The sequence below is a fragment of the Priestia sp. ST2 genome (assembly GCF_055810735.1).
In genome coordinates, this window is record NZ_JBVVNT010000005.1 from 331323 (window position 1) to 354452 (window position 23130).

General features: G+C 38.0%; 23 protein-coding genes and 4 tRNA genes. 1 reads left to right on the top strand and 26 read right to left on the bottom strand.

Going from position 1 to position 23130, the window contains the following annotated elements:
• Positions 1 to 2: 2 nt before the first annotated feature.
• The 22 genes from AC0KUU_RS23060 to AC0KUU_RS23165 form a co-directional block, all read right to left on the bottom strand.
• Positions 3 to 1235, bottom strand: coding sequence for a S1C family serine protease (locus AC0KUU_RS23060; RefSeq protein WP_043977633.1), 1233 nt, complete (start codon positions 1233 to 1235; stop codon positions 3 to 5).
• 57 nt (positions 1236 to 1292) lie between these two features.
• Positions 1293 to 2087 (bottom strand): MBL fold metallo-hydrolase, encoded by a 795-nt coding sequence (locus AC0KUU_RS23065; RefSeq protein ID WP_014457688.1) that lies wholly within the window; start codon positions 2085 to 2087, stop codon positions 1293 to 1295.
• A gap of 18 nt (positions 2088 to 2105) precedes the next feature.
• Positions 2106 to 2885: a two-component system regulatory protein YycI gene (locus AC0KUU_RS23070; RefSeq protein WP_043977594.1), complete on the bottom strand. Its 780-nt coding sequence runs from the start codon at positions 2883 to 2885 to the stop codon at positions 2106 to 2108.
• Positions 2872 to 4239 carry a YycH family regulatory protein gene (locus AC0KUU_RS23075; protein ID WP_028409756.1) on the bottom strand — a complete coding sequence of 456 codons (1368 nt, stop codon included), beginning with the start codon at positions 4237 to 4239 and terminating at the stop codon, positions 2872 to 2874. Before AC0KUU_RS23075 ends, AC0KUU_RS23070 begins: the two co-directional genes overlap by 14 nt.
• A complete protein-coding gene (gene walK, locus AC0KUU_RS23080; RefSeq protein ID WP_013059906.1) occupies positions 4230 to 6137 on the bottom strand; it encodes a cell wall metabolism sensor histidine kinase WalK in 1908 nt (635 codons plus the stop codon). Before walK ends, AC0KUU_RS23075 begins: the two co-directional genes overlap by 10 nt.
• 6 nt (positions 6138 to 6143) lie before the next feature.
• Positions 6144 to 6851, bottom strand: a complete 708-nt coding sequence (gene yycF / locus AC0KUU_RS23085) for a response regulator YycF (RefSeq protein ID WP_013085552.1) — start codon at positions 6849 to 6851, stop codon at positions 6144 to 6146.
• 262 nt (positions 6852 to 7113) lie between these two features.
• Positions 7114 to 7186 (bottom strand) — tRNA-Phe (locus AC0KUU_RS23090).
• 4 nt (positions 7187 to 7190) lie between these two features.
• A tRNA-Asp gene (locus AC0KUU_RS23095) sits at positions 7191 to 7266 on the bottom strand.
• Positions 7267 to 7300: 34 nt separating this feature from the next.
• Positions 7301 to 7372 (bottom strand) — tRNA-Glu (locus AC0KUU_RS23100).
• A 15-nt stretch (positions 7373 to 7387) separates the two neighbouring features.
• A tRNA-Lys gene (locus AC0KUU_RS23105) sits at positions 7388 to 7460 on the bottom strand.
• A gap of 168 nt (positions 7461 to 7628) precedes the next feature.
• Positions 7629 to 8915, bottom strand: coding sequence for an adenylosuccinate synthase (locus AC0KUU_RS23110; RefSeq protein ID WP_013085553.1), 1287 nt, complete (start codon positions 8913 to 8915; stop codon positions 7629 to 7631).
• Positions 8916 to 9102: 187 nt separating this feature from the next.
• The gene (gene dnaB / locus AC0KUU_RS23115; RefSeq protein WP_028409758.1) at positions 9103 to 10467 is read right to left on the bottom strand and encodes a replicative DNA helicase; all 1365 of its coding nucleotides are present in this window, start codon (positions 10465 to 10467) and stop codon (positions 9103 to 9105) included.
• 116 nt (positions 10468 to 10583) lie between these two features.
• Complete coding sequence (rplI, locus tag AC0KUU_RS23120; RefSeq protein WP_013059910.1) at positions 10584 to 11033, bottom strand: 50S ribosomal protein L9; 450 nt, start codon at positions 11031 to 11033, stop codon at positions 10584 to 10586.
• Complete coding sequence (locus AC0KUU_RS23125; RefSeq protein WP_043977599.1) at positions 11030 to 13003, bottom strand: DHH family phosphoesterase; 1974 nt, start codon at positions 13001 to 13003, stop codon at positions 11030 to 11032. Before AC0KUU_RS23125 ends, rplI begins: the two co-directional genes overlap by 4 nt.
• Positions 13004 to 13039: 36 nt before the next feature.
• Positions 13040 to 13984 (bottom strand): YybS family protein, encoded by a 945-nt coding sequence (locus AC0KUU_RS23130; RefSeq protein WP_043977601.1) that lies wholly within the window; start codon positions 13982 to 13984, stop codon positions 13040 to 13042.
• A 138-nt stretch (positions 13985 to 14122) separates the two neighbouring features.
• The gene (gene rpsR, locus AC0KUU_RS23135) at positions 14123 to 14362 is read right to left on the bottom strand and encodes a 30S ribosomal protein S18 (RefSeq protein ID WP_013059913.1); all 240 of its coding nucleotides are present in this window, start codon (positions 14360 to 14362) and stop codon (positions 14123 to 14125) included.
• Between the two features lie 66 nt (positions 14363 to 14428).
• On the bottom strand, positions 14429 to 14929 hold the full coding sequence (ssb, locus tag AC0KUU_RS23140; RefSeq protein ID WP_013059914.1) for a single-stranded DNA-binding protein: 501 nt from the start codon (positions 14927 to 14929) through the stop codon (positions 14429 to 14431).
• Between the two features lie 48 nt (positions 14930 to 14977).
• Positions 14978 to 15265 (bottom strand): 30S ribosomal protein S6, encoded by a 288-nt coding sequence (gene rpsF / locus AC0KUU_RS23145; protein WP_013059915.1) that lies wholly within the window; start codon positions 15263 to 15265, stop codon positions 14978 to 14980.
• Positions 15266 to 15454: 189 nt separating this feature from the next.
• On the bottom strand, positions 15455 to 16555 hold the full coding sequence (ychF, locus tag AC0KUU_RS23150; RefSeq protein WP_013059916.1) for a redox-regulated ATPase YchF: 1101 nt from the start codon (positions 16553 to 16555) through the stop codon (positions 15455 to 15457).
• A gap of 170 nt (positions 16556 to 16725) precedes the next feature.
• The gene (locus AC0KUU_RS23155) at positions 16726 to 16923 is read right to left on the bottom strand and encodes a DUF951 domain-containing protein (RefSeq protein WP_013059917.1); all 198 of its coding nucleotides are present in this window, start codon (positions 16921 to 16923) and stop codon (positions 16726 to 16728) included.
• A 14-nt stretch (positions 16924 to 16937) separates the two neighbouring features.
• On the bottom strand, positions 16938 to 17831 hold the full coding sequence (locus tag AC0KUU_RS23160; protein ID WP_013085559.1) for a mechanosensitive ion channel family protein: 894 nt from the start codon (positions 17829 to 17831) through the stop codon (positions 16938 to 16940).
• A gap of 67 nt (positions 17832 to 17898) precedes the next feature.
• Entirely contained in the window at positions 17899 to 18912 is a 1014-nt protein-coding gene (locus AC0KUU_RS23165; protein ID WP_043977603.1) for a YkvI family membrane protein, read from the bottom strand.
• 86 nt (positions 18913 to 18998) lie between these two features.
• Here AC0KUU_RS23165 and yyaC point away from each other — a divergent pair, with 86 nt between their 5' ends.
• On the top strand, positions 18999 to 19619 hold the full coding sequence (gene yyaC, locus AC0KUU_RS23170; protein ID WP_013059920.1) for a spore protease YyaC: 621 nt from the start codon (positions 18999 to 19001) through the stop codon (positions 19617 to 19619).
• Between the two features lie 32 nt (positions 19620 to 19651).
• Here the strand turns inward: yyaC and AC0KUU_RS23175 are convergent, their stop codons facing one another.
• From AC0KUU_RS23175 to rsmG, 4 genes are all read right to left on the bottom strand, one after another.
• Positions 19652 to 20521, bottom strand: coding sequence for a ParB/RepB/Spo0J family partition protein (locus AC0KUU_RS23175; protein ID WP_013059921.1), 870 nt, complete (start codon positions 20519 to 20521; stop codon positions 19652 to 19654).
• Positions 20493 to 21275 (bottom strand): ParA family protein, encoded by a 783-nt coding sequence (locus AC0KUU_RS23180; RefSeq protein WP_013085563.1) that lies wholly within the window; start codon positions 21273 to 21275, stop codon positions 20493 to 20495. Before AC0KUU_RS23180 ends, AC0KUU_RS23175 begins: the two co-directional genes overlap by 29 nt.
• Before the next feature lie 117 nt (positions 21276 to 21392).
• Entirely contained in the window at positions 21393 to 22268 is an 876-nt protein-coding gene (gene noc / locus AC0KUU_RS23185) for a nucleoid occlusion protein (protein ID WP_322552513.1), read from the bottom strand.
• A 135-nt stretch (positions 22269 to 22403) separates the two neighbouring features.
• A complete protein-coding gene (gene rsmG / locus AC0KUU_RS23190; RefSeq protein ID WP_013085565.1) occupies positions 22404 to 23120 on the bottom strand; it encodes a 16S rRNA (guanine(527)-N(7))-methyltransferase RsmG in 717 nt (238 codons plus the stop codon).
• Positions 23121 to 23130: the final 10 nt, after the last annotated feature.

Here is a 23130-nt window from a genome sequence, read left to right on the forward strand (position 1 = left end):
TTTTACTTCATTTGACGCGTTAATTTTACTTCTGTGGATTTCTTTTTGCCATCGCGATAGAACGTTACGTTCATTTTATCGCCAATTTCTTTTTCAATGTAGAGGTGTTTGCGAAGTGTCGCAATGTCCCTTACTTTGCTGTGATCTAACTCAACAATCACATCATATTCCTTTAATCCGGCTTTAGCGGCTGGCGAACCTGGCTCAACTTTTAGAACAGCGACTCCGTTTACTACATCATGCGGTAACTTAAGGGTTTCTTTTAAATGATACCCTGATACCTCACTTAATGATAGTGTACTAACTCCAAGATACGGACGTCTGACTTCACCATATCGTTCTAAGTCATTAATAATGGGCCTAGCCATGTTGATTGGAATCGCAAGACCAATGCCTTCTACTGCTTCTTGAGCAATTTTCATGGAATTAATACCGATTAATTCACCATCAATATTAACAAGAGCACCCCCGCTATTACCAGGGTTAATGGCGGCATCTGTTTGAATAACTTCTGATTGCCAATCAGGATTTCCATCGCCATTCAAATCTTGAGGAATGACACGGTTAACCCCTGAGACAACTCCTTGTGTAACGGAGCCAGAAAATTGAAGGCCTAGCGGGTTTCCGATCGCAATCACTGGTTCACCAGCTTTAAGCTTATCAGAATTTCCGAAGGTAGCCACTTTTGTCACGTGGCCTGCGTCAATTTCAAGAACTGCTAAGTCCATTAAATCATCGCTGCCAAGAATTTTAGCCGATACCCTTGTACCGTTACTGAAGCTCACTTCAATTTCGTTAGCGCCTTTAATGACATGATAGTTTGTCACAATATAAGCTTTGTTGCCTTGTTTTTTGTAAATAACACCTGAGCCCGTCCCGGCATCAGTTCGTTCATCATTCCAAAAGCTTTCAGAGTTCTGAATGTTTACAACTCCTACAACTGCTGCATTGACTTCAGAAACAGCTTTTGTGACGGCCGTAGTGACGTCAAGAGATACTGACTTTTGAATGGTAGACCCTGTTTGTTCATCTCTATTTTCATCCGTCATCCACCCATCTGGTAAAATCCCGTTCCTCACCAAGGCTGGCATAAGAAGCAGTACAATAAGTGCACCTATAATTGCTCCAATCAGAGCAGAAGCGAAATATCCTCTGCGGCGTTTAGGCGGCCGACTATTTGGCTCTTGGCCTTCATCATAATGTTCCACACTATCACCGAACCCTTCATTTATCATCGTGAATGTATGCATTCACGTACTAAATGAAGTTATTTTTCGCTTCCTTTCTAGAGACTATACATAAACAATATCAGTTGGTCTTTTTGGATCAGTATCACATAGGAGAATATTGTCCTCTACATTGATGTCTTTCTGTTGTAACACTTGTGCAACCGACATGCGGGCAATTTCCTTCATGTTATTGTCTTGACTCAAATGCGCTAAGTAAATGCGTTTGGTTTGATCTCCAATCACATCTGCCATTGCAAGAGCCGCGTCTTCATTTGATACATGTCCCACGTCGCTTAGAATTCGTCTTTTAATGCTCCAAGGGTATCGCCCCATTCTCAGCATTTCAACGTCATGATTGCTTTCAAATACGTACATATCGCTATTTTTAATCGTACCTTTCATGCGGTCACTTACATAGCCGGTATCCGTAATAAGGGTTAATTTTTTAGATCCTTGATGAAAGACATAAAACATAGGCTCTGCAGCATCATGCGAAACGCCAAAAGACTCCACTTCCAATTGACCAAACGATTTCGTTTGGCCAATTTCAAAGTGAAACTTCTGTTCTGTATCAATGTTGCCAATCAAGCCATCCATTGCGTTCCACGTTTTTTCATTTGCGAAAATAGGGAGCTTATATTTACGTGCCAGAACACCTAGTCCTTTAATATGGTCACTATGTTCATGAGTCACTAAAATTCCTGATAAATCCGGGATATTGCGATTTACTTGTTGAAATAGAGCTTCCATTTGTTTTCCGCTCAGCCCTGCATCAACTAGTAAGGAATGTTCTCCATCACTTACTAAAATCGCATTTCCTGTGCTCCCACTCGCTAGCACGCTGAAATGCAGGCTCATTTATCTCACTCCAAATACTTATTTATTTCCTTTTTTAATAATCTGCCCTTCAAAGGCATTTACAAAATAACTCGTATCTCCATTTACAACAATGTGCCAAGTTGGTGCTAAAACTTGAGAATTTAGTAGTGGCAGATCAAACGTATAGTACCCAAACTCTACTTTTGTTACAGAATCTTTCTTTTTCAATTCACCCTTCAAAAACAAATTTTCTAATGCTTTTAAAGGCGTTAAAACATCCTGCTCATCATCTAACGTTTTCACAGAACCTAGCATTGTTTGTTCATACGAAATAATTTCACCTTTATCATTTAAATGAGCAATAATCATGCCATTTTCATTATCAAAGATTTTATGCTTCTTATATTGTTGAAAGAATGTAACTGTTTTTTTCTCTTTGTTAACATTCCATAGCTCATAATCCTTACCCGAGAGCACATACCGTTTTAGAAATTGACTTAGCTTTGCTTCGGGACTTTTTTCAGGTACTGAAAAAGGTTTGTCTAGTACACTTCGAATTGTTTTTTCCTCAAGCAGCGCTGCTTTTTGTTCTTTAAGCTTTTTTAAATCTTCATCTTTAAACAGTTTGCTTTTAGCATTTAACGACGAAGCTTCCTTCACATCTACAGGTAAATGTTTATATTCAATGCCTTCACTCGTTAATTGTTCTTCAACGCTCGACTCCACAAATAGAGAGTACTGATCTTCTTGATGAGTTTTAAAAATCTGATAGCCTAAGTAAATATTAAGGATCAAGAAAGTGAAAATAAAGATGGTCTTTGTTCTATTCCAATCCATCGTTATCGCCTCCTTCGGTCGGCGGTGCAATTCGATACCACTTACTATTATAATAATAGAACCAAGAAGGAACGAGTTTGACAGAGTTAGAATTAAACTCAACCGTCTTTTCACCGGTTTTTGGCTGCTGGGAGACTTCTTCTAGCTGATAGCCTATTGAAATATCTTTTAACAGATTCGGGTCAAAGTTTTGGTGTTTTTCAATTAATTGAATCACCTTTTGAGATGACTGCAGCTTTTCTACACTCGAATCCTGTACTCTCACAAAACGATAAAGAGGACGACGGTAATTTAAAATCTCCGCATTTCCCCATCTTTGATATATTTCAGTCATTCCCTGATTGCTGTACACTGGATAGTTATCTTTATAATAACGATAGCTAATTTCTTTTGTAATACGATTCCAGCTGTTGAACCTGTAATTAGATTCCGTCCAGCCGCCGTGGTCATTAACGAAGCTAAAGCTGCGGTTTATTAAATTATAATCTTCCATTACTTCGGTCGTGGAATTTACAAGATTCACATATTCCATCACATCTGTCTTCGTATTAACATTAATCACTTTTGTACCTTCGGTGTAGACATCTCGGTTTGTAGACGTTTCTTTCCGTGCATAGTCTGGGTTGTTAAAAAGCGCTTCCTTATATTTTTCAATATCTAAATGCCTCATGCTCGTATAGTAGACTTCACTATTCATCGTGATATTGTTTTCTGGAAGGAAGATATACCGATTTTTGTTTTCTTTATATACAAAGCTCGGGGCATACGTACGTTTCATCTTATCTTCTAATTCTTTGATATCATCTTTGGCCAAATTCTTGACTGTAACCGAATAAATCTTTTTTTGCTCATAATTCACAAGATACACGCTCACGAAAAATGAAGGTGTACGCTTAATTTTAATGAGTACACGGTCAAATGTTTGATTAGGCAAAGACGTTTGAGAAAATGAAAAAAGCTGTTGAAATGTTTTCAAAGGCAGCGCGTCTGGATACAGCACTTCAATAGAATTACTGCCATGGACATAATTTAAAAATCCATCAGGAGAAATAGCATCCGAAACGTCCGTCACGTTCGAAAATTTCCACTTTTTCATTTCATTTACCCATTTGTTTACATCATCTTCGTCGTGAGACATGTAGTGATTATCGTTTCGATGATAGAGAACTTCTGTTGGAAGAATATGATCTTCTATTTTACTTTTTGAACTCACTTCAACTTCCTGCAAATGTTGATTTTTTGAAATGACCTTATAAGAAGGCTGATACGTCCATATATGATACGTCATAATTAAACTGGAAGCGACGAGAACAACTAAGATGGCCGTTTTGATATGTTCATATCTCATTCCCATTCGTCATCATTCTCACTTTCAATCGGAAGAGTAAAGTAAATCGTTGTTCCTTTTCCTTCCTGACTATCTGCCCAAATACGTCCATCATGTGCTTCAATAATTTCCTTGGCAATAGCAAGCCCTAATCCTGTTCCGCCTAATTTACGCGTTCGTGCTTTATCTACACGATAGAAACGTTCGAAAATTTTAGCTAAATTTGATTTTGGAATTCCCATACCTTGGTCTTTAATGCTCACAACAATTTCATGCGTATGCTGAGCAATTGAAAATGTAATGGTTCCGCCTTCAGGTGAATATTTTATTGCATTGGAAATAATGTTATCTAATACTTGTGTAATTTTATCTTGATCGATAGCGACATAGATTGCTTCATTTGGCAAGTCGCGCACGAACGAAATGCCTTGTTCAATTGTCATTTCAAAGCGATCAATGATGTAATGATAGAACTTCACAAAATTGATTGGGTCACGACTAAATCGGTAGTCTTGGCTATCTAGCTTAGATAATTGAAGCAAGTCGTTAACGAGACGAATCATTCGTTCTGTTTCCGTTTGCGTTACATTTAAAAATGTTGGAGCTAAGTCCTTATCTTGCCATGCTCCTTCTGCAAGCGCATCTAAATAACTGCGCATCGTTGTTAACGGCGTACGCAATTCATGTGAAACATTCGCTACGAATTCTCGGCGATCTTGATCAATTTTCTCCTGCTCTGTAATATCATGCAAGACAATGATAATCCCGTTAATAAAACCGGTCTCTTTTTGAATAGCGGAAATGGTAGCTCTTAAAATAAAGGGATCCGATTTTGTACTAAAGTCCAAAATTAATGACTCTTGATTAGCGAGCAAGCTTTCAAACGTATGCGTTTCTTCAAGATCTAGTAGGGAAACAACTGGATCAGACAAAACCGTTTCACGTGAAACATTTAGCATAGCGGCAGCTGGATCATTAATTAAAATTACTCTTCCCTTTCGATCCGTGGCAATAACGCCGTCCGTCATATGAGCTAATACCGAACTAAGCTTACGGCGCTCCCCTTCTGTAGTTGCCTGTGCTTCTTGAAGCTTTCTTGTTAAGTTGTTGAATGTGAGAGCTAGCTGACCAATTTCATCATACCCGTATACCTTAGCTTTTCTAGTAAAATTTCCTTTGGCCATCTCAAGTGCTTGTTTTCTCATTTCAGACATTGGACGAGTAATCGTCTGAGCTAAAAACACGCCTAAAATAGCTGTAATAAAAAGAGCAATCACCGTACCTGCTTTAAAGATCTGATTGATATTACTCATTTGATCGTAAACAGGCTCCATGGAAGCTGTTAAGTAAATAGCACCTAAGATTTCTTCGCTAGACTGAACTTTTCCATTTTTATTAGTTGAATTTGATTGACTGGCACCTACTTTATCCTGTAAACGAATAGGCTGTATCATAACTCTGATTCGCTGTCCGCTTTGATCAACAAATACATTATCAGAGTTTGTTCCTGCTAACAACGCATTTGTAATCGCTAAATCATTAGTCTTTTTACCTATGATCTGTTGAGGATTTGAGTTCGATGTAGCAATGATTCTTCTATTTTGGTCAATGACTCTTACTTCAGAGATGTCATTCATATCATTTGAAGCTAAATTGGGTCTTGAAGCAAAATCTCGTAAAATAGTCTTTAAGTCTTCCTCAAGAGTGGGTGAATCATCATCACGATTTTTCACCATTTCTTGTCCAATATTATACGTCAGCAAGTCTGTCCGCTCTTGAAGAGACGTTCGAAAGTTGTTAACTAATTCTTTTTCTAATTGTCGTGCAAAATAGACCCCAATAATTTGCATCGCAATTAAAATGAGCAGCACATAAATCAATACAAACTTTAAATGAATAGATTGCAGGAGCCTTACTTTCTTCATCTAAAATTACTCCTGCTCTGGGCTGCGTAAATAATAGCCTACTCCACGTCTTGTTACAATCCACATTGGATGGCTTGGATTATCTTCAATTTTTTCACGTAATCTTCGAACTGTTACATCTACCGTACGCACATCACCAAAATAGTCATAACCCCATACAGTTTGAAGCAAGTGTTCACGCGTCATGACTTGTCCAATGTGCTTCGCTAAATAATGCAGCAGCTCAAATTCACGGTGAGTCAGTTCAATCGTTTCTCCGCGCTTAGACACGATATAAGCATCTGGGTGAATAACAAGTGCTCCAATCGTAATTTCATTCGTTTCGCTTTCTTCCGTTGGAACAGCTACCTGCTGATGTCTACGTAAATTAGCTTTTACACGTGCTAATAATTCACGCGTACTAAACGGCTTAGTTACATAATCATCTGCACCTAATTCTAGACCTAAAACTTTGTCAATTTCAGAGTCTTTTGCTGTTAACATGATAATTGGCATATCATATTTTTTGCGCACTTCTCGGCAAACTTCCATTCCATCTTTCTGAGGAAGCATAATATCTAATAAAATCATTTCAGGCTGTACTTCTTCCACTTTTTCAAGTGCTTCTACGCCATCATAAGCACAAAATACTTCGTAACCTTCTTTTTGCAAATTAAACTTTAAAATATCTGCAATCGGCTTTTCGTCATCTACGACTAAAATACGTTTATCCATGATCATCGTTCTCCTTTATTAGTTGAAGCAAAATATAAAAGATAGTATTCATACTGTTTGAATACCGTAGTTTTATTATACTTGATAACCCTTGAAACGTCACAAGTTCATCCTCTACTATACATGAAGATATATGATTTTCAACCATCTCTAAATACAAAAGTAATATATTACCACAAAAGAGATACAAAGCAAATAACGTTTTCTTTTAAATGTAAATAAAAGAAAAAAGCATGACTTTAAATAAAGTCATGCTTTTTGATGGCTCGGGACGGAATCGAACCGCCGACACAAGGATTTTCAGTCCTTTGCTCTACCAACTGAGCTACCGAGCCAAAATGGCGGTCCCGACGGGAATCGAACCCGCGATCTCCTGCGTGACAGGCAGGCATGTTAACCGCTACACCACGGGACCTCAGTCTATATGCTATGTATTAAAAATATTAAAATGACCCGTACGGGATTCGAACCCGTGTTACCGCCGTGAAAGGGCGGTGTCTTAACCGCTTGACCAACGGGCCACGTTGTAACAAAAGTGAGCCATGAAGGACTCGAACCTTCGACCCTCTGATTAAAAGTCAGATGCTCTACCAACTGAGCTAATGGCTCATGTTATATCTCTTAGCGACGCTTATTATAATAACATGATATTTCATATGAATGCAATAGTTTTTTTAAAACTTTCTTTTTATTATTGAGCTTTTTTAAAAAATCTTGTTAACAAAGCACCAATTATAAATAAAAAAGGTTAGCTCACGAGGAGCTAACCTTTTTTATTTAGCTATATACACCACGTAATACATTTGTTTGTGTACGATCTGGACCTACAGAGAAAATAGATAAAGGAATACCTGTTAATTGAGACACGCGCTCTAAGTAGTGGCGAGCGTTATCAGGTAACTCATCTAATGTTTTCACACCCGTAATATCTTCTGTCCAACCTGGAAGCTCTTCATATACAGGTTCGCATTCTGCAAGTGTTTTTAAGCTAGCAGGGAATTCTTCCATAACTTCCCCTTTATAACGGTAAGCTACGCAAATCTTTAATGTCTCAATTCCCGTTAATACATCAATTGAGTTTAAAGATAAATCTGTGATTCCGCTAACGCGACGAGCATGACGTACAACTACACTGTCGAACCAACCTACACGGCGAGGACGACCAGTTGTTGTACCATATTCACGTCCTACTTCACGGATTTGATCACCGATTTCGTTTGTTAATTCAGTTGGGAAAGGACCGTCACCAACACGAGTTGTATACGCTTTTGATACACCTACAACGTGTTTGATTTTAGATGGACCTACACCAGAACCAATTGTTACTCCACCCGCTACTGGGTTTGAAGATGTAACAAATGGATATGTTCCTTGGTCGATATCTAACATAACACCTTGTGCGCCTTCAAATAGTACACGACGTCCTTCGTCTAACGCATCATTTAATACTACTGATGTATCAACAACATATTTTGCAACTTGTTGACCATACTCATAGTACTCATCTAAAATTTCTTCTAATGTAAAGCCTTCTACTTCATACATTTTTTCAAGAAGGCGGTTCTTTTCAGCTAAGTTTTGTGTTAATTTTGCTTCAAATACTTCACGGTCTAGTAAATCGGCAATTCGAATACCAACACGTGCTGCTTTATCCATATAAGCTGGTCCAATACCTTTTTTCGTTGTACCAATCTTATTTTCACCTTTACGTTCTTCTTCAACTTCATCTAATTTTAAATGATATGGAAGAATCACATGAGCTCGGTTACTAATACGTAAGTTTTCTGTTGTTACACCGCGATCATGTAAGTATTTTAATTCTTGAACAAGCGCTTTTGGATCGACAACCATACCGTTTCCAATTACACACGTTTTGTCATTATAAAAAATACCTGAAGGAATTAAATGTAACTTATAAGTTTCACCATTAAACTTAATTGTGTGACCTGCATTGTTCCCACCTTGGTAACGTGCAATCACTTCTGCATTTTCTGATAGGAAGTCTGTAATCTTCCCTTTTCCTTCATCTCCCCATTGTGTTCCTACTACAACGACTGAAGACATATCTTAAGCACCTCCGCTTAGTAAGCAACAGCTCACTACGACATAATTTAACCATGGATAAGTGTATCAATTTATCACACTAAAGTCAATTAAATCCGAACGATTTAACAAAAGTTATTACAAATATATCGTATTTTGCGGAACGAATGCGATAACAATAAAATAAAACCTCTCATATTGAGAGGTTTTATGCACCAGGCGGCACTCCTGCGTCATCAAAGCGCCGCTCGAGATTAACGAATTTATTGTACTCTTTTACAAAGGCAAGCTGTACGGTTCCAACTGGACCGTTACGCTGCTTGGCTATAATAATCTCGATAATATTTTGATTTTCTGTATCTTTTTCATAATAGTCTTCACGATATAAGAAAGCTACGATATCGGCATCCTGCTCAATACTTCCGGATTCACGGATATCAGACATCATTGGCCGCTTATCTTGTCTTTGCTCTACTCCACGGGAAAGCTGTGATAAGGCGATAACAGGAACTTCTAATTCACGAGCTAAAGATTTTAACGCACGCGAAATTTCAGATACTTCCTGCTGTCGGTTTTCTCCGCTTCGTCCATTTCCTTGAATGAGCTGTAAGTAGTCAATTAAAATCATCCCAAGCCCGCCTTCTTGTTTCAAGCGACGGCACTTAGAACGGATTTCACCTACACGAATACCCGGTGTATCATCAATATAAATCCCTGCATTGGACAAAGATCCCATTGCCATCGTGAGCTTTCCCCAGTCATCAGCTGTAAGCGAACCTGTACGCAGCCTTTGTGCATCAATATTTCCTTCGGCACACAGCATCCTCATAACAAGCTGCTGAGCACCCATCTCTAAACTGAAGATGGCTACGTTCTCATCCGTTTTCGTTGCAACGTTTTGCGCAATATTTAAGGCAAAAGCCGTTTTACCTACCGATGGTCGGGCCGCTACAATGATTAAATCATTTCGCTGGAACCCTGCTGTCATTCTATCTAAATCACTAAACCCGGTTGGGATACCTGTAATGTCACCTTTTCGATTGTGAAGAACTTCGATATCATCGTACGTTTGTACAAGTACATCTTTGATATTTTGAAACACACCGCTGTTTTTACGCTGTGCTACTTCTAAAATGTTTTTTTCCGCTTCATTTAATAAAACTTCCACTTCGTCTTCCCTTGCATATCCTTCTGAAGCAATATGCGTTGCAGTACGAATTAAACGGCGTAAAATCGACTTTTCTTCTACGATTTTACCGTAATACTCTACGTTTGCAGCCGTTGGAACAGAGTTAGCTAAATCACTTAAATACGATACGCCGCCAACTTCTTCTAGGATTTTTTGGTCAGCTAATTCAGACGTTACCGTTACCAAATCAACCGGTTCACCTTGGTCAGAAAGTTTCAGCATACATGTAAAGATTTTCTGGTGCGATGCCCGGTAAAAATCTTCAGGTATTAGCAGTTCAGATGCTAAGGTTAAAGAAGAAGGCTCTAAGAAAATGGCCCCTAATAGCGCTTGCTCTGCTTCAATATTCTGAGGCGGAAGACGATCAGCAAAAAGATCACTCATATTTCTATGCCCCTCTTATATTCTTTCAGTATTTTCTTTCATCATAAATGTTGGCGCGAACAAATACAAGTCCGCGCCAACCCTTTATATTATTTACTTATTTCTCAATCTTACGTTTATTTTTGTTCAGTCACGTGTACCTTTACCGTAGCCGTTACTTCCGGATGTAATTTAACCGGTACATTTGTGTAGCCTAATGCGCGAATTGCATCATTTAATTCAATTTTACGCTTATCTACTTTAATTTTGTGCTTTTTCTTTAATTCTTCAGCAATTTGTTTGCTTGTGATAGAACCGAATAAACGGCCACCTTCACCAGATTTTGCTGTTAATTCAACTGTTAGTTCTTCAAGAGTTGCTTTTAACTCTTTGTTTGCTTGAAGTTCTGCAGCTGCATCTTTTTGCTCTCTATTTTTTTGTGCTTCTAATACTTTCACATTACCGCCTGTAGCTTCAACAGCATAACCATTTTTTAATAAGAAGTTATGTGCATAACCGTCTGAAACATTTTTCACTTCACCTTTTTTGCCTTTTCCTTTTACATCTTTTAAGAAAATTACTTTCATGATTTTTTACCTCCATCTAAGTACTCATCAATTGCTTGTTTAAGCCGTTCTTCAGCTTCATCCAAACTAATGTCTTGAAGCTGAGTAGCAGCATTCGTTAAATGGCCTCCGCCTTGGAGACTTTCCATAATAACTTGTACATTGATATCTCCAAGCGATCTCGCACTAATGCCAATTAGATTATCCCGTCGCTTAGAAATAACAAACGAAGCAACCACTCCGCTGATTGAAAGCAGCGTATCTGCAGCTTGCGCAATTAACACTTGATCATACATTTTGTTTGGTTCAGCTCGTGAAATGGCAATACCTGCTGTATAAATCTCTGCATGTTCAATAAAGCGTGCTCGCTGTACATATTGCGTGATATCTTCTTTTAAAAACTTTTGAACAAGAACCGTATCTGCGCCTTGAGAACGTAAAAAGGACGCTGCATCAAACGTACGAGATCCCGTGCGTAATGTAAAGCTTTTTGTATCGACAATAATACCGGCTAAAAGTGCTGTTGCTTCTAGCATATCAATTTTAAATCGTTTTGGCTGGTATTCAAGAAGCTCAGTAACGAGTTCTGCTGTCGAGGAAGCATATGGCTCCATATAGACAAGAAGAGGATCTTCGATAAAGTCTTCTCCTCGTCTATGATGATCAATGACCACGACATTTTCAATACGATTTAATAACCTTTCTTCAATAACGAGCGACGGCTTATGCGTATCTACTACTACTAAAAGAGTATCATCACTCACAAGATTTAAGGCTTCTTCAGGCGTAATAAATCGTTCCCACAGGCCTTCTTTCTTTTTAATCTCTTCTAGCATTCGCTGAACACCTGTATCAATATGATCAGGATCTAATACGATAAAACCGTCTTTCTGATTGACTTGCGCTACTTTTAATATCCCAATAGCAGCTCCTACAGCATCCATATCCGGATACTTATGACCCATGATAATCACTTTTCCACTCTCTGTAATGAGCTCTTTTAACGCGTGAGAAATAACCCTTGCACGCACGCGCGTCCGTTTTTCCATTGGGTTTGTCTTGCCCCCAAAGAATTTTACTTTTCCATTCGGCTGTTTAATCGCTACTTGATCTCCACCTCGACCTAAGGCCAAATCCAAACTAGATTGAGCTAAAGCACCCAGCTCAGGTAAATCAGCAGAACCAGCTCCGATACCAATGCTCAATGTAAGCGGTATATTTTGTTTAGACGTCTCTTCACGAACTTGGTCTAAGATAGAAAATTTACTTCGCTCTAAATGAATTAAGATTTGTTCATTCATAATCGCAATAAATTTCTCGGAAGACGTACGTTTAATAAAAATACCGTATTCTTGAGCCCAACTATTTAACATAGAGGTTACTTGACTATTCAAGTTACTTTTAACTTGATCATCCATTCCTTGCGTTAGTTCATCATAATTATCTAAAAAGATAATACCTAAACTTGTTCGTTCTTCTTCATACAATTTTTCGATTTCTATTTGCTCTGTAATATCAAAGAAGTACAGTAAGCGCTCGTCTCGTTTAATCACCACTTTAAATTTCCGATCATGCAACGTGACAACTTCTGTTTCCACTTCTTGTTTGATCAGTGGAATAATACTTTCGGCTACATCGTATAATGATCTTCCCACTAGTGTGTCTTCACCGAGACAAGATGCTAGAAAAGGATTCGTCCATTCAATTTGATATTCATCATTAAACAGCATAATCCCAATCGGCATTTCCATTAATGCCTCTTCGCCTACTTTTTTCAGCCGATGAGACAGCATTGAAATATAGGTTTCAAACTCATCGGACAGCATTCGCTCCATTCTCATGTATAGAAAAAGACAGGCTAATAGTAATATAAAGCCTATCATTCCTATGATCCAATTATGATAGGTCACGATACCTACTAAAATCAGAGCTATACTATACAATGAGTAAAATGGATAGCGAATGACGTTCTTTTTTGTAAAGACAGGCATCCATTTCAGCTCCTACTTTTTTAAGTTCCACAATATCTACTTTTTTGTGTCTAATTGTTTTCTTAAATTAAACCCTAAATCAATTATACCTAAGATGCGCACAATTTGAAGGATAATTGGAATAATTAATGCTAAAATTGTTACAACAATTGGAATTGCTTTGGCATACCCTTTTTGATGTGAGAAATAGAAAATAAAAGAGATCCCTTGTAACACGACTAGCATTTGCAGTCCCATCACGATGTTGATAATAGCTACGTACATAAATGTACCTTGTTCAATATTAAAAGATGGGAAGGATAAAATTAATGCAATCAAATAATACCATAGAATACTTTTAGGAAGTTTAAATTCACGAAAAGGCGGGAATGCTTGCACCTCATAACCTGTTCTTTTAAGAATAGGCGTAGCAATAAGCTGAGAGAAAAAGGCCAGAATAACTCCACCCATAACAATTAATAGAGGCAACAGATTTTTAAACATATCAAATGCATCTCTCATTTGGTCAATTTGAGATTCCTTAACGTCTTGTCCTAAACTTTTCATCATTTCAATACTTTGATTAATCGATTGATCTAAAGCATTATTTATTTGCTCCATTAGATTAACATTAAAAACGATGTTTGCTCCTACGAACAATAAAAGTAAACCTAAACTAAACGCAACCGTGCCGCCTAGTAAAATGGTATACCTTTTTTGTTTTTGTCGGTAAAGCATTCCTATTGCTAATCCACCAATACCAAATACAAATGTAAAAGGAAGAGTCAACACATTTCCAAATAACAAAGTCAATAACAACCCTACTACTAAAAATAATATTGCCTTTTTCCACCCATGACGAACGGTATACACAATAAATGGAACAGCTAGCGCTAGTTGAAAAATGGTTCCCACAACAGGTATGTATAGTGAAAAAAGCAACAGCGCCACAAACAGCGCTAAAAGAGCTGCTCCTTCTGTAATATATCGAATTCCTTTCACAACTTCACCTCGTTGATATAGACTATTATTTATTTTATCGATTCAATTCATAAGAAGCAACTATTTGACAAAAGAGCACCTATGTAATGTAAAAAGAGGCAGTAAGGGAATCCTTACTGCCTCTTTTTATACCGTTCATTATTCACCAGAAACATATGGTAATAATGCCATTTGACGAGCGCGTTTGATAGCGATCGTTAATTTACGTTGGTATTTAGCGCTTGTTCCAGTTACACGACGAGGTAAAATTTTACCACGCTCTGAAACGAATTTTTTAAGCATATCTACATCTTTGTAATCGATGTGAGTGATGCCGTTTGCTGTGAAGAAACAAACTTTACGACGTCTGTTGCGTCCACCTTTACGTCCACCTGCCATTTTGATACGCCTCCTTCCGCTTAAAAGTTTCTATAAAATTTTATACTCCGGATAATCTACTGCGAATTAAAACGGTAAATCGTCATCTGAAATGTCAATTGTCTCGCCATTATTTGCAAATGGATCATCATCAACGCGAGTATAACCTTGATTACCTGAGTTACGGTTCTGATTATCTCCAAATGGAGAGCCTTGTCCAGATCCTCCAGTGTTAGCAAAGTTACTGCGTTGCGTATCCCCACCGCCACTTTTCGGCTCTAAAAATTGCACACTTTCCGCTACAACTTCCGTTACGTATACGCGACGACCGTCTTGTCCTTCGTAACTGCGAGATTGTAGTCGACCATCAACACCAGCTAAACTTCCTTTTTTAAGGAAATTGGCTGCATTTTCAGCCTGACGACGCCATACAACACAGTTGATGAAGTCAGCTTCACGTTCACCTTGCTGATTTGTAAATGTGCGGTTTACCGCTAAAGTGAATGTTGCAACCGCTGCTCCACTCGGGGTATAACGTAATTCAGGATCTTTGGTTAAGCGTCCTACGAGAATTACGCGATTCATCATCAGAACCACTCCTTAAGGAAATAAAACCCAATTTATTTAAACGTTTAATTATGCTTCTTGTTTAACAACGATATGACGGATAATGTCTTCGTTGATTTTCGCAAGACGATCAAATTCAGAAACTGCTTCTGAAGTAGCCGCCACGTCAAGAATCATGTAGTAACCGTCACGGAAATCATTGATTTCGTATGCTAAACGACGTTTACCCCATTCTTTAACATTTGCGATTTCAGCACCATTATCAGTTAATACGCCGTTAAAGCGCTCAACTAATGCTTTCTTTGCTTCGTCATCAATGCTTGGACGGATGATGTACATTACTTCATACTTTCTCATCACTGTCACCTCCTTTTGGTCTAACGGCCCGAAATGGGCAAGGAGCAATAAAATATTACTCACGAATTAAAATTATAGCATACTACCATAGGCAAAGCAATACGCATTGCGGGCTGTTTCGTAAATATATGCTAATATTTTAGCCAACGACAAAAGCCGAAAGAAGATATCTCCTTTCGGCTTTTAATCTTATACGTTAAAGCGGAAATGCATAACGTCTCCGTCTTTTACGATGTATTCTTTTCCTTCTAAACGTACTTTTCCAGCTTCACGAGCTGCTCCCATTGTTTTGGCAGCTAATAAATCCTCATATGACACCGTTTCTGCGCGAATAAATCCGCGTTCAAAATCTGTATGAATAATACCTGCACACTCAGGAGCTTTCATACCTTGTGTAAACGTCCATGCGCGTACTTCTTGCTCACCAGCTGTAAAGTACGTAGCTAATCCAAGTAAGTCGTACGCTGCACGTACAAGCTGATCTAGACCTGACTGTTCGATGCCTAGTTCTTCAAGGAACATTGCTTTTTCTTCTCCTTCAAGCTCAGCAATTTCAGATTCAATGCGTGCACAAACAACAATCACTTCTGCACCTTCACTTGCCGCATACTCGCGCACTTTTGCTACATATTCGTTAGCAGATGCATCCGCTACTTCATCTTCAGAAACGTTTGCTACATAAAGAATAGGTTTGATCGTTAGCAAATGAAATTGTTTTACTAGTTTCATTTGCTCTTCTGTAAATGATACAGCACGAGCTGGCTGATCACTTTCAAATGCATTCTTTAGTTTCTCTAAAATTTCGTATTCATACATTGCTTCTTTATCTTTTTGTTTAGCCATCTTTTGAACACGGCCAATACGCTTCTCTACCGTTTCTAAATCTGCTAAAATCAACTCTAAATTAATTGTTTCAATATCTGAAATAGGATCTACTTTTCCTGAAACGTGCGTGATGTTTTCATCTTCAAAACAACGCACAACGTGACAAATCGCATCTACTTCTCGAATATGAGATAAGAATTTATTTCCCAGTCCTTCACCTTTACTAGCACCCTTTACGATTCCAGCGATATCTGTGAATTCAAATGCTGTTGGAATTGTTTTTTTAGGTTTTACAAGCTCTGTAAGTTTTTGAAGACGATGATCAGGTACTTCTACAATACCTACGTTAGGATCAATCGTACAGAAAGGATAGTTCGCAGATTCTGCGCCCGCTTGTGTAATTGCATTAAATAATGTTGATTTCCCAACGTTCGGAAGACCAACAATTCCAGCTGTTAAAGCCATATATTTATTCACTCCTCTTTATATATCCGAAACAAGTTAACCTGTCACAATTATAGTGAGTCAACTTTTGAAATACAAGTTTAATAAAGAACCTTTAGTAACACCGCTTTAAGATGCTTCATTTTGTCCCACCTTACAGTATAAGGCATAAACATAGAAAATGCATGAGGTTATTCCTCATGCTTTACAAGAATTTTTTTCATTTTACGTGCAAAATCACGTCTTGGAATCATTACGCTATGGCCGCAGCCTTCACATTTAATGCGGATATCCATTCCCATTCGAATGATTTTCCATTCATTTGTACCGCAAGGATGAGGTTTTTTCATTTCCACAACGTCATTTAAACCAAATTCTTTTTCCGTCATCAACTCTCTCCTCCTTATTTCCCTTTCAACGTCGACGAATGCTGTGCTTCTTCTGTACGATTATACATAACCATACGAGGAAATGGAACTTCAATGCCATGTTCATTTAGCCTTGTACGCACTTCTTTACGAATCATACGAGAAATATGGAAATGTCTCATTGGTTTTACTTCGCTTGTAATCCTCATTGTGACTTCAGTTGCATGGATATTTTGAACCCCCAGCAATTCAGGCGTTTTAACCATATCTTCATAGCGGCTTGGTAATTCTTCTAGCAGCTCTAAAATCACTTTTTCTGCTTTTTGTATGTTTTCTTCATAAGAAATGCTTACATCAACAAAAGCTACGCTGTTATGTAACGAAAAATTAGTGACCTCCACAATACTGCCATTGGGCAAGATATTAATCTCGCCTGTCCAACTCTTAATCTTTGTTGTTCGCAGACCGATTTCTTCTACAGTTCCCTCAAATGTTCCTACTCGAACATAATCCCCAACGGAGAACTGATCTTCAAAGATAATAAAAAATCCCGTAATGATGTCTTTCACTAAGTTTTGAGCACCAAACCCTACCGCGAGCCCTACGATTCCAGCCCCCGCTAGCAATCCTCGAACATCTACCGATAATGTTTCTAAAATCATAACTCCCGCAACGAAATAAATAGCATAAGAAAAAACATTCTGAAGCAAACGGACCATCGTAGCTTCTCGTCGCTCAGAAATACGCAGAGGGCTATTTGTGCGAACCTCTACAAATTTATTTAACGCTTGCTTTCCAATTCGAATTAAAAACATGGAAATAAGCAGAATCAACAGAATTTTTATGAAGCCTTCTCCAATATGTGCCCACGTTTCTTCTTGAAAAAATGGCTCAAATACGTTCTTAAAAACTGACGTCAACGAATTCATACTACATGTAGCTCCTATCGTAACATACTCTAAATACGAGAAAGTTTTAATCTATTGTAGCAAGTTTCTACGAACTTTTGTAGCGATTTCGAAATGGATACAATAGAACAGCTGTTACTAAAAATAAATTGACGATTCCATACATTGGATACAAAACGGCAATCAAAGTAGAAAAACCTAACTTTGTAAAGGGAATCATTAAAAGTAGCCAGCAGGCTGCCAGTTTCCAAAGAGATTGCACTCTTTCAGTATGAAAACGCGCGGTCAGTCCTAAGATTCCCGATACGGCTGTTGTATAAATTGCAATGAGCAAAACAATGCTCATCAAAAACAGCATCGTATAAGGAAAGTCTTTCAGAATAGCGAATAATGGAATTTCATAAGAAGAAAGAAGGCCTGAAACTTGAATAAGCGATTCATTATAAATAAAGGAGAGCCCCCCTAATAAAAAACCACTGCCAACACTTGCAATATAAATCTCTTTTTTGCTTTTAATTTCCTTTCCAATTGTAGATAATACCGCGACAAGAGGAAGAATATTTAAAGCCGTAAAGGTAAAAGCAGCAGGCCAATTATGCTGAAGATGCCAATCAGTTACTCCAGGATGACGTAAAACAAATGTAAGAAGTACGCCAGCTAGTCCAATCATTAAAATTGGCATAACGAAAGAATTGATAGAAAGAAGCCCATTTAATCCTCTTGAAAAAACAAAGACGATAAACGCACTAAGAGCGCCAATTCCCCACCAGTAAGGAACATGCCACATTTCCAATGTCGCCCCGCCGCCCGCGATCATAATCACCGTCGTCGTAAACAAATAAAAAACGATTAAAACATCGTAGGCTGCAGCCCATCTCTTTCCTATTAATTCAATTAGTACTGGATAAAATTGATTGGTTCGGTAGCGATAGCTGATTTGCATAATCACATTGCAAGAAATCGCAAAAATAATAGAAAATAGAAAAATAGCAAGTCCGCTTTCTTCGCCAAAAAACTGCCATAGCTCTCTCCCTGAAGCATACCCAGCGCCTATCATGGTTCCCATAATTAAGAATATCCATTTACATCCTGCTCTCCACATCGATTTTCCCCCAATCCATGAAATATATGTATAGAATCTTCAAAATCTTCGTATACTGTTACTATTATGTATAAGGAGTGGACCCTATGAATTTAAAATCTCCCTTCTTTGAGAAGACACAACATTCAACCCGTGTATTTCATGATGAAGAATCTGCTACAAAGAAGCTGAGTACACAGTTACTATCTTTACTTCCAGCACAGAAAGACAGACCAATTGTTTTTGTATGTATTGGAACGGACCGTTCAACTGGGGACTCATTGGGTCCATTAGTCGGAACGAAATTGAATGAAAAGAAGGTTTCGTCTTTTCACATTTTTGGAACGTTAGAAGAGCCTGTTCATGCTGTTAATTTGAAAGAAACGTTAAAACATATTCAAAAACTTTTCCCGAATCCTTTTATTATTGGAATTGATGCTTGTTTAGGTCGTATGAAAAGCGTAGGCTCTGCATCACTTGGAATAGGACCCGTTAAACCAGGAGCAGGAGTTAATAAAGAATTGCCGCCAGTCGGGGATATTCATATAACAGGGGTTGTCAACGTGAGCGGATTTATGGAGTTTTTCGTCTTGCAAAATACGAGGCTTCACCTCGTTATGTGCATTGCCGATTTAATCGCGAAAAGTATTGAGACTGCGCACAACGAACGAGAGAAAGAGTTTAATAATTCTTCGGTTTACCAACCTGTAAGACATTATAAACAATAAAAAAGGTTGTCCTAAAACTAGGACAACCTTTTTTATACAGAAGATTTGTTAGTCTGAGAAAGATCGTTAAATAATTCAAGAAGACGGTTTAAATCTTCTTTAGAGAAAAATTCGATTTCAATTTTTCCTTTTTTCTTGCTTTGTGTAATATGAACAGAGGTACCAAAACGCTCACGAAGCTGTGTTTCACTTTGTTTTATAAATAAATCTTTATCTTTTTTAGTTTTTGATGTTTCACGTGGAACGGCTTTATTTAAGTGGGCAATATAAGCCTCTAGCTGTCTAACATTCAATTGTTCCTTGCGTATTTTTTCAACGACTTTAGGTAGAAGAGCTTTATTTTTCAAACCGACTAGCGTACGGCCGTGGCCCATAGACAATTCATTAGTAGAAATGAGGGTTTGAATTTCCTCAGGCAACTGCAAGAGGCGAACATAGTTAGCAATATGAGGTCGGCTTTTTCCCAGTCGTGTAGCAAGTTGCTCCTGTGTCATATCGAGCTTATCCATAAGCAATTGATAAGCGGTTGCTTCTTCAATTGGCGTCAAATCTTCACGCTGTAAATTTTCTAACAAAGCTAGTTCCATCATTTGCTTTTCTGAAAAGTCTTTTATAATGACAGGAACAGTAGCAAGGTCGGCTTCTTTAGCAGCTCTAAATCGTCTTTCACCCGCTAAGATTTCATAGCCTTTAATGCTTTTGCGAGCTACAATAGGCTGTAAGATGCCATGATGTAAAATGGATTGCTTTAACTCATTAATTGCTTCTTTATTAAACGTTTTACGTGGTTGATAGGGGTTGGGTCTGAGTTCGTGAATAGCAACTTCCTGAATTGAATCATCAGCCTGTGCATCTAAGCCTGAAAATAAGGCATTAATTCCTTTCCCTAATCCTTTCGCCATTATAAATCACTTCCTTTGCAAGTTCCGTATAAACTGCGGCCCCTCTAGATCTTGCATCATATAAGATAATTGGTTCACCATGACTAGGTGCTTCGCTCAAACGAACATTTCGAGGAATAATCGTTTGATAAACGCGATCCTGAAAGTACTTCTTCACTTCTGCTGTTACCTGAAGTCCTAAATTTGTGCGTGCATCAAGCATAGTCAGTAACACACCTTCGATACGCAGTTGATTATTCAAATGTTTTTGGACTAATCTAACGGTATTTAGCAGTTGACTTAACCCTTCAAGCGCATAATATTCACACTGTACAGGTATTAAAACAGAATCAGCTGCCGTTAACGCATTTAATGTCAGTAAACCAAGAGAAGGGGGACAATCAATAATAACATAATCAAAGTGATCTTTCACCGTTTCTAAAGCTCTCTTAAGTCGAACTTCACGTGAAATGGTGGACACTAATTCAATTTCTGCACCAGCTAATTGAATGGTCGCGGGAATGATTGATAAATTTCCGACGGCTGTTGAACGAACAACGTTCTTAGCTTCCATATCTTCCACGATTACATTATAAATACATTCATCTACATCTGCTTTATCTATGCCAACTCCACTCGTAGCGTTACCCTGGGGATCTCCGTCTACAAGTAGAACCTTTTTTCCTTGTTCAGCTAAACAAGCTCCTAAATTAACAGCGGTTGTTGTTTTTCCAACTCCGCCTTTTTGATTCGCAACTGCCACAATTTTCCCCATGTTGTCACCTACTTTCATTTCCATCCCATTTGTCCAGACAGTTTAATTGCTCATTGAATTTTCTGACGAAAAACTTTGATAAAAAAGCCTCATCAAAAAAAGATGAGGGCTATTTCTTTATTTTTTCGGAATCTTAATAGTAAACTGAAAATACTCATCAAACTCTTCTTCTTCCGTGTTTAATGAAATACCGCTGTCACTAACCATTGTCAAGGATTGACGAATTGTATTCATTGCGATGCGCGTATCTTTACTAAACGCTTTTCTTTTTGCTTTTGGCTTTTTAACCTGCGTTTCTAACAATTTAACTACTCGATCTTCCGTTTGTTTTACATTTAATTGTTTTTCAATAATTTCAGCTAATACTTGAAGTTGTTTTTCTTGATTTTTGAGGGGAATGAGCGCTCTTGCATGTCGCTCTGTAATCAATTTTTGTTTGATTGCTTCTTGTATTTCAACAGGAAGCTTTAACAAACGAAGCTTGTTTGCAATTGTGGATTGGCCTTTTCCTAAACGTTGAGCTAATGCCTCTTGGGTAAGATTATGTAACTCAATTAACTTTGCGTAGGCTAGTGCTTCTTCGACAGCCGTTAGCTCTTCACGTTGTAAGTTTTCTATTAAAGCCACAGAGGCCGTTTCTGTATCGTTAAAATGTTTCACAATTGCAGGAACCGTATCCCATCCTAAGCTTTGTACAGCTCTCCAACGGCGTTCTCCAGCAATTAATTCGTATTCTTCGCCCTCAGTCGGTCGAACCACAATAGGTTGAATGATACCGTGTGTATGAATAGTCAGAGCTAGCTCTTCAATTTTTGCTTCATTAAACACAGTACGCGGCTGGTAACGATTTGGAATAATACTTGAAACCCTAATTTGTTTTACTTCATCTCTTAAAACTTTTTCGACATTTTCATCTTGGACAGTTTCAATCTCTACATGAATATCCCCATCTTTTTCCTTTAAATTAAAAAAACGTGAAAAAGCAGATTTCATAGTCCCACACCACCTTCAGGAAAATCCCGCCTTAAACTAATTCGATGTTTTTTAACCATATCCTGCTTTCTAAACAGAAAATATAGAGAAGAAAATGTTTCATATGAAACATTCTCTTCTCTATCTATTTAATGCCTACTCTAGTGGAAGCTTAACTGGGGTACCAGGTTTTCTAGGATATTTTTTAGGCGTTTTCTTGATTTTGTCTATTAAAATAATGTAACGTTCACTTTGCTCCAAAGGCAATTGGAAATGTTCAATCGACTTCACTTTTCCGCCTAATACTTGGAATGATTTTTCTCCATTTTTCAATTCCTCTGGGGCAGAAGCACCTTTCATTGCTAAAAAGCGTCCTTGTTCTTTAACAAGCGGTAAGCAAAATTCATTAAGAACCGAGATACGTGCGACGGCTCTTGCCGTTACAAGATCGAATGACTCGCGAATCGTTTCTTTTTTACCAAATGTTTCAGCTCGATCATGACATAGTGTGACATTGTCTAGTTCAAGCTCATTTACAAGATGCGTTAAAAACGTAATACGCTTTTGTAACGAATCAACGATTGTTACATGCAAATGCGGAAAGCAAATTTTGATCGGAATACTTGGAAATCCTGCTCCTGCACCTACATCACACATGGATTCAATTTCTGTAAAGTCTTGAAAAAAAGCAGCTGAAATAGAATCGTAAAAATGCTTTTCATACACTTCACCGTGATCAGTGATAGCAGTTAAATTCATTTTTTCGTTCCATTCCACTAAAACTTGATAATACTTTTCAAATTGATTCAGCTGTTTAGAAGAAAGAGAAATTCCCTTTTCTTCTAATAGCTGTTGAAACTGTTGAATATTCATTGAGTTTCCC